Below are 15,842 nucleotides of genomic sequence, written 5' to 3'. Positions count from 1 at the left end.
CCTGGACAACACGCCACCACACGGCAGGATCGTGGCATTGCGAACCGCGCTCGATGGGGCCTTGATGCCCGAGGCGGAATCAAGGCGAGTTCACGGCGCGCTGCCAGGCGAGGCGTTGTCGTTCCGTCCGACGAGAGACGGTGAACCCCGGAACCTCGCCGGGAATGGGATGATCCGGGAACAAGCTCAGGGATTCGCCCGCAAGAGCGAGTACGTCAGGGGGTGCCAGAACCCGCCCTGTTCCGCCCCCGGAGCGGCCCCGACGGCGACAAGCACGAACCCCTGACCGTCCCCGATGTCCGCCGCCGGCACGTCGCTGCTCGCCAGGATCTCGCGCATCGGCACCGACGACGTCACCGTCCCCGCGATGGGATCGCGGGTCTCGATCGCGACCTCGTCGAGCGCGCCGAGATCGCTCACCGAGAACCCGGTGAACGGTGGGAACGGCGCGATCGCGCCGTAGGAGAGGTCCTGCGCGAGCGTCGCCCCGGTCGCGTCCTCGCGCCCGGGCGTCAGATCCACATGGACGACCGGCGTCGCCGCGCTCGCGTGCGCGACCTGCAGGCTCACCCTGTCGAACCTCGTCCGCCGCGACATGGCGACCGCGACGAGGCCGGCGGTCGGCGTGTCGATCGAGTAGGCGTCGCCGCAGCCTTCCTTCTCGCTCTCGTGTGTGTGCCCCTCGCCGCCGAGGCATCCGGTGGCGACCACGAGGAGGCTCTTCTCCTCGGCGAACACGGGCGCCGGGAGAACGGGGAGCCCCGCGGCGACGATCGGGGCCGCGGGGCTCCCCGTGCTGCCGGCGAGCGCGAGGATCTCCGCGCAGTCGAGCCCCTCCGTCGCGCGGAGGTCGCCGGCGATCACGTGCGCGCGCAGGCTCGTCCCCGCGGGGATCGCCGCGCCGAGCGGCTCGACCTCCTGGGCCCGGGCGAACGCGAGGCCCGCGGCGGCGGCCGGCCAGGGGTCCACGCCGGCGCCCGTCCCGTCGGGGTACGCGAGGAAGCAGAAGCGGACCGCGTCGTGATCGCTGATGCCGTTGACCACCGTGAGCTTCGTCGGCCCCGGCGGCTCGACCGCGCCGCCGCCCGCGCCCGTTGTCGTCGTCGTCGCGCCGCTCGTTGTCGCTCCCGGGCCGCCGCCGGCGCCGGAGGTGCTCGCCCCGCTCGATGGATCCCGGCCGAGGACGCCGTGGTCCTGCGTGCAGGCTGCCGCGACGGCAAGCGAGATCCCCCCGAGGCAGGCCCATCCGGACGAACGAACTCGGTGCAGCACGCTGCGAGCTTACCGTGCTAGGCGGGGTCGATGCGGGTCCATCTCACCGCGCCAGCCGCCGCCGCCGTCCGCCGCGGCCACCCATGGGTCTACCGAGACGGCATCGCGGACGGCGGGCACGGGAGCAAGCGCGGCGAGGGCAAGCGCGGGGAGCGCGCGCACCGCGGCGGCGCCGCGGCGTCGGGCGACGTCGTCGAGCTGTCGGCCGAGGGCGCGCCGTTCCTCGGGCGGGGGCTCTGGGACGCGGACTCGGCGATCGCCGTCCGCGTCTTCCAGCGCACGCAGGCGCCGCAGCTCGACGAGCGGGCCATCGCCGAGCGGCTCGAGCGCGCCTTCGCCCTGCGCGACGGCTGGTTCGACGGCCGCGACACGACGGCCTACCGGCTGTGCAACGGCGAGGGGGACCGGGTGCCGTCGCTCGTCATCGATCGGTACGACCGCGCCGCGGTGCTCCGCCTCGACGGCGACATGCTGGCGCCCTGGCTCGATCGCCTGCTCCCGCGCCTCGCGCGCGCGCTGGGCGCCCGCGGCGTGCGCTCGATCGGCCTGCGCGCGCGCGCGTCGGCGGCGGGCGAGGACGCGGACGGGAAGAAGCTCGCGCACCTGCACGGGCCGCCGCTGCCGGATCGCCTCTTCGTGAGGGAGACGGGGGTCGCGATGGAGGTCGATCTCGCGCGCGGGCAGAAGACGGGGGCGTTCCTCGACCAGCGCGACAACCGCGCCCGCGTGCGCGCGCTCGCGGCCGGGCGCCGGCGCGTGCTGAACCTCTTCAGCTATGCGGGGGGCTTCTCGGTGGCCGCGGCGCTCGGCGGCGCGGCCCGGGTCACCTCCGTCGACTCGGCGTCGGCCGCGCACGCGTCGGCGCAGCGCACGTTCCGCGAGAACGGCGTGGATCCGGCGGCCCACGAGTTCGTGACGGCGGACGCGTTCGACTTCCTCGAGAAGGCCCGCGCGCGCGGCGACCGGTACGATCTCATCATCTGCGACCCGCCGAGCTTCGCGCCGAGCGAGCGCGCCAAGCCGCGCGCGCTCGGCGCCTACCGGCGGCTGCACGCCGCGGTCGCGCGCGTGCTGGATCGAGGTGGCGTGCTCTGCGCGGCGTCGTGCTCGAGCCACATCACGGCGGAAGACTTCCTGGCGACGCTGGACGACGCCACGCTGGAGCGGGACGACCTGCGGATCCGGGCGATCCACGGGCAGCCGGAGGACCACCCGACGCTGCCGGCGTGGTGGGAGGGGCGGTATCTGAAGTTCGTGGTGCTGGAGTGACGCGCTGACACGCCCGCCGGATTCGCGGCCGGTGACGCAGGCGCTGCCGGCCTGGCGGAAACGGCTGTCCCTGGAATTCGTCAATGACCACGGCGCTGCCGGCCTGGCGGAAACGGCTGTCCCTGGAATTCGCTAATGACCACGGCGCTGCCGGCGCAGCGGAAACGGCTGTCCCTGGAATTCAATGTCGTTCACAAAGGCATGACCGACAGGCGCCGCGGCCGTATCGGCTCTCCGGCGCTCCGCGGGATCGGCAGCATCGCGTCTCCGTCTCGACGCTTCCGAGCTCCTCCAGAGATCGGCCTTCCCGGGCCACGCTACTACACTGGCCCAGTATTGTCCATTGCTCAGCCAACACACGGCTCACGCGCGTCACCCGCGGCGATACGCGCGGCGACAGCGAGCGATAAAGTCGATTCGAAGCAGGGAATCGATCGAGCGCACCGCCATAGCCCGCGGTATCTTTGGAGAAGAGCCGCGCCGATCGCTCCAGGAGCTCGGACGCGGCAGGAAGGGGGATCTATCATGACGACGCTGAAGATCACCCCGGAGCAGATGCGCTCGCGCATCGCGCGGTTCGGCGAGCTCCGGGCTTACGTGAATCACACCGTTGACACCAGCATCCCACAGGAGGCGTTCGACGCCGTGAACCCTCCTCTGTATCTCCTGATGGCGCACGCGGCGGGGGACGCGCGCGAGGGGACAGCGCCGGCCATCGTCGGCCCCAAAGGCATGAGCGTGGGCATCGTCAGCTGCAGGCCTGGCGACAAAGTCCCTATGCACGCACACCGTCGCTCGAGGGAGGTATTTCTGTGCCTCACTGGACGCTTCGCGCTGCGCTGGAACGAGGGCGCCACGGACGAGACGACGCTCGAGCCGTTCGATATGATCGACGTGCCCGTGGGCGTCTACCGGCAGTTCGAGAACGTCGGCCAGGAGCCCGGGCTGCTCCTCGCCATCATCACGGACGAGCGCGAAGACGAGCCGGGCGACATCGTCATCGCGCCCGAGGACAGGGCGCGCTTCGCCGAGCGCTTCGGGCCCGCAATCCTCGAGAAGCTCACGGCGACGACTGGTATGCTCTTCACCGATCCTCCCACAGAGTAGCGCCTGCCCTCGCGGTCCATCCGCGGACAGCCTCCGCCGAGCCACGGAGGCGCCGGCTGTTCAGGGCCAAACGCGGTCCCCTGCCGGCGCGGCCCCGGGCGCGGCGCCGCGCCGCGCCGACCAGAGCAGGGCGCGTCGCGGCTGAATTGTTGGGGCGGGAACTCGGGCGGGAACTCGGGCGGGAACTCGGGCAGGGACTCGAGCGGGCACTCGAACCTGATCGAGATGAGCCTTCTGCTCGTCGCACGAACGATTTTGATCATTCCGCTTGGCAATACCAAGATAAAGGATCATTATTAATTCTGTAGACCAAGAAAAGGTGTCGCCGGGGGAGGCGAAGACGTCGAGTTCTCGCGTGATGGTTCCGTGACAGGCGCACGCCTGATGCGCGCTCTGGGATGAGCTGCGCGCTCGGGAGGAGGAGCGCCATGTCACCGAGGACATCGCTGAGCCGACAGCCGGCGCGCGAGTGAATGGAGTGCCTGACAACCTGCATGGGTGCGCGCCGACGCGGCGCGCGTGAGCCCATTGCAAGGGCCTCTCCGAACGCTCGGAGCGGGAGGAGGGAGGTGCTCTCTGACATCAACGGACAGGAGGGCATGCGCCATGGTTGAGCTGACTTACGCGCCACTTTCCTTCGAGCAAGAGACGAAATGGCTCCTTGCTCGAGTCCATGGTCCCGCGCCGGTCATCCATGAAGGCGGCGCGGCCTGGCTCGACGGGGATCTCGATGTACCCAGGCTGCGCCGCGCCATCGAGGCGATCGCGGCGCGCCACGAGCCGCTCAGGACCTCCTTTATCGAGCGCGAGGGAGAGCCCGCGCAGGTCGTCAGCCCCGCGGTGGCGATCGACCTCGGAGAGGTGTGCCTGGCCCCGGACCTACAGCCCACCTCGGACGAGGCGGCGCTCGCGGCCGCCCGCGAGGCGGCCGCTCGCCCCTTCGATCTCGAGCGTGCCCCGCTCTGGCGGGTGACGCTCATCCGGGCGCACCCGCGCCGCCACCTGGTCGCGCTGTCCATGCACGGCCTCGTCTGCGACGGCGCCTTGAGCGTGGGGCTGTTCTTCTCGGAGCTCTGCGCCCTCTACCATTCCATGACGCCTCCGGCGCTGCCCATGCGTTATCAGGACCACGTCCGGCGGCAGCTCGACCGCGCCGCCGGCGATGCCCTCGACGCGCGGCTCGACCACTGGACACGGGAGCTCGCCGGCGCGCCGACTGCCCTGGATCTTCCGACGGACCGGCCGCGGCCCGTCGTGCATGCCTTCGACGGAGGGTCGGTCGAGCGCGCGCTCGATCGATCGCTCCTCCTGCGCCTCGAAGCGGCGGCCCGGGACGAAGGAGCGCGCCTGTTCACCGCGCTGCTCGCGGGGATGCTGGCTGTCCTGCACCGGATCACCGGCGAGGAGGATGTCTTGATCGGCGCGCCCCTGCCCGGGCGCGATGCGCCGGACGTCCGGGAGCTCATCGGCCTCTTCGGCGGCCCGGTGATCGTGCGGGGCAGGTTCGGCGCACAGCCCTCGTTCCGACAGCTCCTGCGCCAGGTACACCGCTCCATCGAGGAGGGCAGAGCGAACAGCGAGGTTCCCGCCAGGGCGCTGCTGGAGAAGCTCGCCGCGCCGCGCGACCCGGGCCGCACGCCGCTCGTCCAGGTCCTCTTCGCGGCGAGGCCCCAGAGCCCCCCGCCGTACAATGGGCCGCTGCTCACGCTGACCCGAACGGACCTCGATCTGCCGTACGTCGCTCATGATCTCGTGGTGAGCGTCGAGGACGCCGCCGAAGGGGCCGTCGCGAGGCTCGATTACCGCCGCGATCTCTTCGAGCAGGCGACGGCGGTCAGGCTGCTCGAGCACTGGCAGGCGCTGCTCGGCGGCGCCGCCGAGGACCCTGATCAGCGGATCTCGGATCTGCCTCTCCTGTCGGCCAACGCGCGGCGGCAGCTCCTCGTCGACTGGAGCAGCGGCGCGGCGACGGCCCCGCCGCGCGAGCTGGTCCACGAGCAGGTCGAGGAGCAGGCGCGCCGCGCCCCTTCCGCCGCCGCGGTGGCGTTCGAGGGCGAGCGGCTCACGTATGCCGAGCTGGATCGGCGGAGCAACCAGATCGCCCACCACCTCAGGAAGAGCGGCGCCGGGCCTGGCGCGCTCGTCGGCATCTGCCTGGAGCGCTCGCCGGACATGATCGTGGCCGCGCTCGGCGTGCTCAAGGCGGGGGGCGCGTACGTCCCGCTCGACCCGGCCTATCCGCCGGCTCGGCTCGCGTTCATGCTGGAGGACGCGAAGGTGTCGGCGCTCCTGACCCGCGACCACCTCGTCGGCCGCGTGCCGAGCCGCGGGCTCAACGTCGTTCGCCTCGACGCGGATCGGGCGATGCTCGATCGCGAGCCCGCGGACAAGGTGCCTCCGGCCGCTGGCCAGGCGCCGGACGACGCAGCGTACGTGATCTACACGTCGGGCTCCACGGGCCGCCCGAAAGGCGTGCTCGTGGAGCACCGCGGGCTCACCAACCTGGTCGCCTGGCACAGGCGGCGGTTCACCCTGTCCAGCGCCGATCGCGCCACCCTCATCGCGAGCCCGGGCTTCGACGCCTCGGTCTGGGAGATGTGGCCCGCGCTCTGCTCCGGCGCGTGCCTGTACATCCCCTCCGAGGCCGTCCGCCGCTCGCCCCTGGAGCTCCAGCAGTGGCTCCTCGAGCAGCAGATCACCGTCTCCTTCGTCCCCACCCCGATGGCCGAGGAGCTGCTGCGCCTCGACTGGCCCGCGCGCTGCTCCCTGCGCGCCCTGCTCACCGGCGGCGACAGACTACGGCGCTGGCCTCACCGCGCCATCCCCTTCGAGGTCGTCAACAACTACGGCCCCACCGAGGCCACCGTCGTCACCACCTCCTGCGCCCTCCCCAGGGACGCCCACGACGACCGCGGCCCCTCACGCGAGCCGCCCATCGGCAGGCCCATCGACAACGTCCGCGTCTACCTCCTCGACCCGCGCCGACAGCCCGTCCCCGTCGGCGTCCCCGGCGAGCTCTACATCGCCGGCCACGGCCTCGCCCGCGGCTACCTCCACGACCCGGAGCTGACCCGCGACCGCTTCCTCTCCGACCCCTTCTCCTCCGACCCCGGCGCGCGCATGTACCGCACCGGCGACCTCGTCCGCTGGCGGCACGACGGCGACATCGAGTTCCTCGGCAGGCTCGACCACCAGGTCAAGATCCGCGGCTTCCGCCTGGAGCTCGGCGAGATCGAGGCCGCGCTCAGGCAGCACCCCGCCCTCGACGACGCCGTCGTCCTCGCGACGGACGACGCCCACGGCGACAGGCGCCTCGTCGCCTACGTGGTCCCGGCGAGCGGCGGCGGAGCCTCCGCGCGAGGCGTGGAGGGAGTGGAGAGAGTGGAGGCGTCGCCGGCGGCGCTCCGCGCTCACCTCCAGGGCAGGCTGCCCGAGTTCATGGTGCCGTCCACCTTCGTCGCGCTCGACGCGCTGCCGATGACGGCGAACGGCAAGGTCGACCGAGCGGCGCTCCCGGCCCCCGGCCCCGCGCGGACCGCGCTGGCGCACGCCTTCGTCGCGCCTCGCTCTCCCGTCGAGCGGGCGCTCGCCGAGATCTGGCAGGAGGTGCTGCGGCAGGAGCGCGTGGGGGTGCATGACAGCTTCCTCGAGCTGGGCGGCAGCTCCGTCCATGCCGTGCGGCTGCTCTCCCGCGTGCGCAGCGCGCTCGGGGTCGAACTCGCGTTCCAGGAGCTCTTCCGCCGCCCGACCATCGCCGAGCTCGCGCCCCTCGTGAGGCAAGAGCCCGCGGCGCGCGGGGCCGAGCGCGCGATCTCGCCCGTCCCGCGCCTCGGGCCGCTGCCCCTGTCCTTCGGGCAAGAGCGCCTCTGGTTCCTCCAGCGGCTGGCGCCGGAGAGCCGGGCCTACAACTGCTTGTTCCCGTTCCGCCTGCGCGGGCGCGTCGATGTCGGAGCGCTGGACAGGAGCCTCCGCGAGCTCGCGCAGCGGCACGAGATCCTGCGGACGACCTACGCGGAGCGCGACGGGCGGCCGGTCCAGATCATCGCCCCGCAGAGCTCGTTGCAGCTCAACGTGATGGATCTCCAGCACCTCTCCCCGGACGAGCGGGAGGTCGCGGCGCACCAGCGCATCAACGCAGAGGCGCAGACCGTCTTCGACCTCGAGCGAGGCCCCCTGCTCCGGGCTTGCCTGCTCAAGCTCGGGCCGGAGGACCACATCCTGTGGCTCCACCTCCATCACATCGCGACCGACGGCTGGTCCATCGAGCTCGCGTTCCGCGAGCTCGCCCTCCTCTACGACGGCCACCGCCGGGGCGCCCCCGCGGCGCTGCCCGAGCTCGCGATCCAGTACGCCGACTTCGCCGCGTGGCAACGCGAGCAGATGAAGGACAGCGCCCGAGCAGCGCTGCTCGCCTGGTGGAAAGAGCGGCTGCTCGACGCGCCGCCCCTGCTCGAGCTGCCGAGCGATCATCCGCGGCCGGCGATCCAGAGCCTGCGCGGCGCCACCGTCTCCTTCCGGATCGACGCGCCGCTCGCGGAGCGCCTCGGGGAGCTCAGCGCCCAGCGGGGGATGACGGTGACGATGGTCCTCATGGCCGCCTTCGCCGTCCTGCTGCACCGCTACACGCAGCGCGACGACCTCTTGATCGGCATGCCGAGCGCCAACCGGGCGCGCATGGATCTCGAGGAGATCATGGGCTTCTTCGTGAACATCGTGCCCCTGCGCGTCGATCTGTCCGGCGACCCGAGCTTCGACGAGCTGCTCCAGCGGGTGCGGCAGCTGTGCCTGGAGGCCTACGAGCACGACATGCTGCCCTTCGACGTGCTCGTGCAGGAGCTGAGGCCCGAGCGCAGCCCGGGCTACAACCCGGTCGTGCAGATCGCCTTCGCCCCGCAGAGCCCCGCGGAGCGCGATCTCGCGCTCGCCGGGGTCGAGGTCCGCCCCATCGAGGCCGACGCCAAGAAGACGATCTTCGACCTCTCGCTGTACTCCTGGGAGAGCCCCGACGGCGTGACGGGGATGCTCGAGTACAGCACCGATCTCTTCGACCGAGCGACGATCGAGCGGATGGCGGAGCACCTGCTGACGATGCTCTCCACCGCGGCCTCGGGGCCGGATCAGCCGGTGTCGTCGCTGCCGCTGCTCACGCGCGTCGAGCAGCGGAGGCTCGTGATCGAGATGAACGACACGGAGGTCGACCCTCCAGGAGACCGGTGCGTCCTCGACCTGTTCGAGGAGCAGGCGGCGCGCGCGCCGCATGCCCTGGCCGCCGTGGCCGACCGCGGCTCGCTCTCGTACGGCGAGCTCGATCGCCGAGGGAACCAGCTCGCCCACCGCCTGCGCGAGGCCGGCGTGGGGCCGGGGACGGCGGTCGCGATCCACGCGGAGCGGTCGCTCGCTCTCCTTGTCGCCATCGTCGGGATCCTCAAGGCTTCCGGGGCGTACGTCCCCTTCGGCCCCGAGAGCTCGAGCGAGCGGCTGGAGCTCATGCTGAACGACTCCAGGGCGCCGGTGCTCATCACCGGGGCGCGCCTCGCCGACCGCATCCCCGCGTTCGGCGGCGTGGTGATCCGCCTCGACGCCGACGGGCGGGCGCTCACCGGGCAGCCTGATTCGGCGCCGCCGAGGAGCACAGGCCCCTCCGACGCGGCGTATGTCATCTACACGTCGGGCTCGACGGGCCGGCCGAAAGGCGTGCTCGTGGAGCACCGCGGGCTCACCAACCTGGTCGCCTGGCACAGGCGGCGGTTCGCCCTGTCCAGCACGGATCGAACCACCCTCATCGCGAGCCCGGGCTTCGACGCCTCGGTCTGGGAGATGTGGCCCTCGCTCTGCTCCGGCGCGTGCCTGTACATCCCCTCCGAGGCCGTCCGCCGCTCGCCCCTGGAGCTCCAGCAGTGGCTGCTGGAACAGCACATCTCGGTCTCCTTCGTCCCCACCCCGATGGCCGAGGAGCTGCTGCGCCTCGACTGGCCCGCGCGCTGCTCCCTGCGCGCCCTGCTCACCGGCGGCGACAGACTACGGCGCTGGCCTCACCGCGCCATCCCCTTCGAGGTCGTCAACAACTACGGCCCCACCGAGGCCACCGTCGTCACCACCTCCTGCTCGCTCCTCCGGGGCGCCCCCGCCGACCGCGACGCCTCACGAAAGCCGCCCATCGGCCGCCCCATCGACAACGTGCGCGTCTACCTCCTCGACCCGCGCCGGCAGCCCGTCCCCGTCGGCGTCCCCGGCGAGCTCTACATCGCCGGCCACGGCCTCGCGCGCGGCTACCTCCACGACCCGCAGCTCACAGAGGACCGCTTCCTCCCCGATCCCTTCTCCGACGCGCCCGGCGCGCGCATGTACCGCACCGGCGACCTCGTCCGCTGGCTGCCCGGCGGCGACATCGAGTTCCTCGGCAGGATCGACCACCAGGTCAAGGTCCGCGGCTTCCGCCTGGAGCTCGGCGAGATCGAGGCCACGCTCAGGCAGCACCCCGCCCTCGACGACGCCGTCGTCCTCGCGACGGACGACGCCCACGGCGACAAGCGCCTCGTCGCCTACGTGGTCCCGACGAGCGGCGGGCAGCCCGCGGCGCACGACGCGAGCCTCCAGGCGGGCCACGTCACGGAGTGGCGCGCGCTGTACGACGATACCTACGCGAAGGACATCGCCGCCACCGATCCGGACCTCGACACGACGGGCTGGAACAGCAGCTACACGGGCGCGCCCATCGAGGAGGCGGAGATGCGCGCGTGGCGCGATTTCACGGTCGAGCGGATCCTGTCCTTCCAGCCGAAGCGGGTCTGGGAGATCGGCTGCGGGACAGGCCTCCTGCTCCTGAAGACGGCGCCCCGCTGCGAAGCCTACCTGGGGACCGACTTCTCCGAGCAGGCCATCTCCCTGCTCCGCCCCAGGCTCGCCTCCAGGGGGTACGCGCACGTGACGCTGGCGCGCCGCGAGGCCAACGACTTCAGCCGCGTCGAGCCCGGGAGCTTCGACGCGATCGTCCTCAACTCGATCGTGCAGTACTTCCCCGGCGCCGACTACCTGCGATCGGTGATCGAGGGCGCCGTCCGCTCGGTCGCCCCCGGCGGGCTCGTGTTCATCGGCGACGTGCGGAGCCTCCCCCTGCTCGAGGCGTTCCACGCGTCGGTGCAGCTCCACCGGGCGCCGCCGGACACCGCGGCCGAGGAGCTGCGCGGCCGGGTGCGGCGGGCGATCTCGACCGAGGAAGAGCTCGTCGTCGCGCCCGAGTACTTCCGCGCCCTGCGCGGCCAGATCCCGGGCGTGAGCCAGGTGGAGATCTGGCTCAAGCGCGGCCACGGCGCCGAGGAGATGACCCGCTACCGGTACGACGTCGTGCTGTTCGTGGGCGCTGCGGCGGAGCCGGCCGCGATCGCTCGATCGATCGGCGGGCCGCCGGCGGACATCGATGAGATCGAGCGAACGCTGCGGGAGGACCGCCCCGAGGCGCTGGAGGTGCTGGGCATCCCGAACGCGCGCGTGCACGCGGACGTCGCCCTGGCAGCGGCGCTCTCGACGGCGAGCGGGACCAAGGAGGACCTCTGCGCCGCGGGCCCCGCGCGCGCCGGCGCCGCGATCCAGCCGGAGGCGCTCTGGGAGCTCGGCGGCAGGCTGGGCTACGCGGTCCGCGTCACCTGGTCGCGGACCGGAGGCCCCGAGCGCATGGACGTCCTCTTCGAGCGCGACGGGGATCCGCGGAGACCGCGCGCGCTCCCCAGCGCGAGCGCCGCCGAAGGACAGGCGCGCGCGCCGCTGGTCAACGACCCGCTCCGCGCGAAGCAGGCGCGCGCGCTCCTCCCGGCCTTGAGGGCGTTCCTTGCGGCGAAGCTCCCCGAGTACATGGTCCCGGCGATCTTCGTGAAGCTCGACGCGCTGCCGCTCAACGCGAGCGGGAAGGTCGATCGGCGCGCGCTCCCCGCGCCCGAGCGCCCGACGCCGAGCGCCGAGCCGAAGATCGCCGCGCCGGCCTCGGACATCGAGGCCGTCCTGAGCGAGATCTGGCGCAAGGTGCTCGACCTCGACCGCGTGGGGCTCGATGATCGGTTCTTCGAGATCGGCGGCCACTCGCTCCTGCTCGTGCAGGTCCAGGCCGCGCTGAAGGCGCGCCTCGGCCGGAGCGTGCCGATCGTGGAGCTGTTCCAGCACCCGACGATCCGCAGCCTGGCCGCTCACCTCGGGGCGGCCTCGCGGGCCGCGGAGGCGGACGAGACCGCGGCGCCAGCGCCGCCGACGCGCCCCTCGAGCCGCCGGGCCCCCGCGCCGGAGCGCAAGGCGGCGCCCGCGAACGCCGTCGCGATCGTCGGGATGGCCGGGCGCTACCCCAGGGCGCGCGACGTCGACACGCTCTGGTTCAACCTGCGCAACGGCGTCGAGGGCATCCGCTTCTTCACGCCCGAGGAGCTGGAGGCCTCGGGCGTCGATCTGGACCTGATCCGCGCGCCGAACCTCGTGCCGGCGTGCGGCGTGCTGGACGACGCGATGTGCTTCGACGCGCGGTTCTTCGGCTACAGCCCGAACGAGGCGATGCTCATGGACCCGCAGCACCGGATCTTCCTCGAGTGCGCCTGGGAGGCGATGGAGAGGGCCGGCTACGACCCGCTCTCGTGCGAGCAGTCGGTCGGCGTCTTCGCCGGGAGCGAGGCCCCGCTGTACTGGCTGGAGCGCGTCGGCATGCCCAAGGCGCCGCTGAGCGCCGAGTACTACCGGATCCTCACCGGGAACGTCACCGACGGCCTGACGACGCGGGTCGCGTACAAGCTGGGCCTCCGCGGGCCCGCCGTGACGGTGCTGACCGCGTGCTCGACGTCGCTCGTCGCGGTGCACCTGGCCTGCCAGAGCCTCGCCACGAAGGAGTGCGACATGGTCCTCGCGGGCGGCGTCGTGGTCCTGCCGCCGACGCGGCTCGGCCACGTCCACGAGGAGGGCTCGCTCGCGTCGCCGGACGGACACTGCCGGCCGTTCGACGCCGACGCGCAGGGGACCGTGGCCGGCAGCGGCGTGTCGGTCGTCGTGCTCAAGCGGCTGGAGGACGCGCTCCGCGACGGCGACCACATCCACGCCGTCATCCTCGGATCCGCGATCACCAACGACGGCTCGCGCAAGGTCGGCTACGCCGCGCCGGGTACGGACGGACAGGCGCAGGCGATCCTCAAGGCGCACGCCGCCGCGGGGGTGGAGCCGGAGAGCATCACCTTCGTCGAGGGCCACGGGACGGGCACGAGGCTCGGCGATCCGATCGAGGTCGCCGCCCTGTCGCGCGCCTTCGGAAATGGCACTGACAAAGTCGGGTTCTGCGCGCTGGGCTCGCTGAAGAGCAACCTGGGGCACCTGGGGGCGGCCGCCGGGGCCACCGGGCTCATCAAGGCCGCGCTCTCGCTCGAGCACGAGCTGATCCCGCCCACGCTCCACTTCCGGCGCCCGAACCCCGAGCTCCACCTGGAGAGCAGCCCGTTCTTCGTCAACGCCGCGCCGCTCGCCTGGAAGCGCGGGGCGCGCCCGCGCCGCGCCGGGGTGAGCGCCTTCGGGATGGGGGGCACGAACGCCCACGTGATCCTGGAGGAGGCGCCCGCGATGGATCCTTCCGGCCCGTCGCGGCCTTGCCAGCTGCTGGTCCTGTCCGCGCAGACGAGCGAAGCGCTCGAGGGCATGACGGATCGGCTGGCCGGGCACCTGCGGCACGCGGCGCACCTCTCCCTCCCCGACGTCGCCTTCACGCTCCAGCAGGGGCGGGCGCGGTTCGCGCATCGCCGCGCCGTCGTCTGCCGCGAGCCGGTCTCGGCGGCCGCCCTCCTGCGAGCGCGCGATCCCGCGCACGCCTTCAGCGACGTCGCCGAGGGCCGCGCGCCGAAGGTGGTGTTCCTCTTCCCCGGCGGAGGCTCCCAGCGGGTGGACATGGGGCGAGAGCTGTACGGGAGCGAGCGCGTCTTCCGGGAGAGCCTCGATGAGTGCGCCACGCTGTTCCAGCGCGCGCTCTCCATGGATATCCGGGCGCTGCTCTTCCCGGGCCCCGAGGAGCGGGAGCGCGCGGCCGAGCAGCTGCGCGCCCCCTGCGCGAACATGGCGGCCATCTTCTCGATCGAGGTCGCGACGGCGCGGCTCCTCCTGTCGTGGGGCATCCGCCCGGCGGCGGTCAGCGGACACAGCCTGGGCGAGTACACAGCCGCCTGCGTCGCGGGCGTGCTGTCGCTCGAGGCCGCGGTGACGCTCATCGCGGCGCGCGGGCGCCTGTACGAGCAGCTGCCCAGGGACGTGGCGACGCTCGTCGTGCACCTCTCCGAGGACGCGCTGCTCGCTCGGCTCGGCGACGGCCTCTCCCTGGCCGCCGTCAACGGCCCGGAGGTGTGCGTCGTCTCCGGGACGCTGCCGGCGATCGAGCGCCTCGAGCGGGAGTGCGCGCGCGAGGGCCACGAGACCCGGCGCTTGCCGATCGCCACGGCGGCGCACTCCTCGCTCGTCGGCCCGATCGCGGACCGCTTGACCCAGCTGGCGGCCTCCCTGGAGCGACGGGCGCCGCGCATCCCGATGCTCTCGAACCTCACCGGCACGTGGATGACGGACGCCGATGCCCAGGATCCGTCCTACTGGGCTCGGCACCTCCGGGGGACCGTCCGCTTCGGGCGAGGGCTCGCGGCGCTGCTCCTCGACCCGGATCACGTCTTCGTCGAGGTCGGGCCCGGGCGGACGCTGGCCACGCTGGCGAGCCAGCACCCCGACGCCGGCGCGGGGCGGCTCATTCTCACCACGATGGCGAGCTCGGGCTCCGATCGGACGGACCTGGAGGCGCTGCTCGCCGCCGTCGGCCAGCTCTGGTGCGCCGGCGCCGACGTCGACTGGGCGGCGTTCTCCCGGGACGAGCGGCGCCGGCGCGTCCCGCTGCCGACGTACCCGTTCAAGCGCACGCCGTACGTGCTCGGCGCCTCGCGCCCGGCGCCCGCGACGAAGGCGGCGCCCTCGTCGGCGCTCGACAGCAGCGACGCAGCGTCGCGCCCGGCGCCCGCGACGGACCGGGGCGACGCGAGCTCCGAGCCGAAGGCGGGGGCGCCTGCGGATCACGTGGCGCGCGCGCTCGCGGACATCTTCAGGGAGGTGCTCGGCGTGGCCAAGGTGCGGCCGCACGACAACTTCTTCGACCTCGGCGGGCACTCCTTGAGCGCGATCGAGGTGCGGGCCCTGATCAAGGAGCGGCTGAAGGTCGAGCTACCGGTGCACGCGCTGCTGGAGCTCCGCACCGTCGCGGCGCTCGCCGAGCACATCCACGAGAGCCAGCCTTCCAGCGCCTCCGCGCCGCCCACCTACAGGAGCGCCAGCGCCGCGCCGGGGCGCGGGCGCGGCCGGCTCATCGTCCCGCTCCACGTCGGGTCGCACCGCAGGGCGCCGCTGTTCCTCGTGCAGCCCATCGGTGGCACGATCTTCATCTACCGCGAGCTGGCGCGGCAGATGGGCGCCGAGCTGTCCATCTACGGGATCCGCGCGTCGGGGATGGAGCCCGACGAGCCCGTCTTCACCGAGATCCCCGCCATGGCGGCGCGGTACGTTCAAGAGCTGCGGGCCATCCAGCCGGAGGGCCCGTACCTCCTGGGCGGCCACTCGGCCGGCGGCGTGATCGCTTACGAGATGGCGCAGCAGCTCCTGGCGGAAGGGAAGAAGGCGCAGCTCCTCCTGCTGGACACCGGATCCCTGGCGTCCGTGCGGGGCGCGTCGATCGAGAGCGCCGACGACGTGCTCCGGCAGCTGATCGGGCTCAAGGACGCGGCCCCCAAGGCGTACCAGGGCTTCGTCGCCGCGCTCCAGGAGGACGCGCCGTTCCGCGCCATCGTGCTGAGCACCTGGCGCGCCATGACGCGCTACGAGCCGCGCCCGACGGAGGCCAGCGTCCTGTTCGTGCGCGCGCGCGATCAGCTCGACGCGAGCGAATCCGACGACGTCGACTACTGGAGGGACCTCACCCGCGGGCGGTTCGTCATGCACCAGGTCCCGGGCAACCATTTCACCATGATGGAGCCGCCTCAGGTCGCGTCCGTGGCCCGCGTCGTCCGGGCGCACATCACGGCGCGGAGCCGCGTGCGGGCCAGGATCCCCGAGGGCGCCGCGCGTTCGGGGTTGAGCCGATGGAGCTCCCGGAGGAGCGGCCCGGACAGCAGCCCCGACAGCGGACAGGCGAGGACCTGAGCCGGTCGCGCCGGCGC

The 15,842-nt window shown here is 72.7% G+C and carries 4 protein-coding genes; 3 read left to right on the top strand and 1 reads right to left on the bottom strand.

The genetic code is table 11. From position 1 onward, the window contains the following. Positions 1-186: 186 nt before the first annotated feature. Positions 187-1,272 carry a hypothetical protein gene (locus WMF22_RS01905; protein WP_437297434.1) on the bottom strand — a complete coding sequence of 362 codons (1,086 nt, stop codon included), beginning with the start codon at positions 1,270-1,272 and terminating at the stop codon, positions 187-189. 30 nt (positions 1,273-1,302) lie between these two features. Here WMF22_RS01905 and WMF22_RS01900 point away from each other — a divergent pair, with 30 nt between their 5' ends. The 3 genes from WMF22_RS01900 (at position 1,303) to WMF22_RS01890 (ending at position 15,825) form a co-directional block, all read left to right on the top strand. Further along, positions 1,303-2,541, top strand: a complete 1,239-nt coding sequence (locus WMF22_RS01900; RefSeq protein WP_437297433.1) for a class I SAM-dependent rRNA methyltransferase — start codon at positions 1,303-1,305, stop codon at positions 2,539-2,541. A 525-nt stretch (positions 2,542-3,066) separates the two neighbouring features. After that, the gene (locus WMF22_RS01895; protein ID WP_437297432.1) at positions 3,067-3,648 is read left to right on the top strand and encodes a cupin domain-containing protein; all 582 of its coding nucleotides are present in this window, start codon (positions 3,067-3,069) and stop codon (positions 3,646-3,648) included. 606 nt (positions 3,649-4,254) lie between these two features. After that, positions 4,255-15,825, top strand: coding sequence for an amino acid adenylation domain-containing protein (locus tag WMF22_RS01890; protein ID WP_438034652.1), 11,571 nt, complete (start codon positions 4,255-4,257; stop codon positions 15,823-15,825). Positions 15,826-15,842 lie beyond the last annotated feature (17 nt).

The sequence above is a fragment of the Sorangium sp. So ce204 genome, assembly GCF_051526795.1.
Lineage (GTDB): Bacteria > Myxococcota_A > Polyangia > Polyangiales > Polyangiaceae > Sorangium > Sorangium cellulosum_B.
Note: the sequence above shows the minus strand (reverse complement) of the source record. Positions and strands in the feature narration are given on the sequence as shown.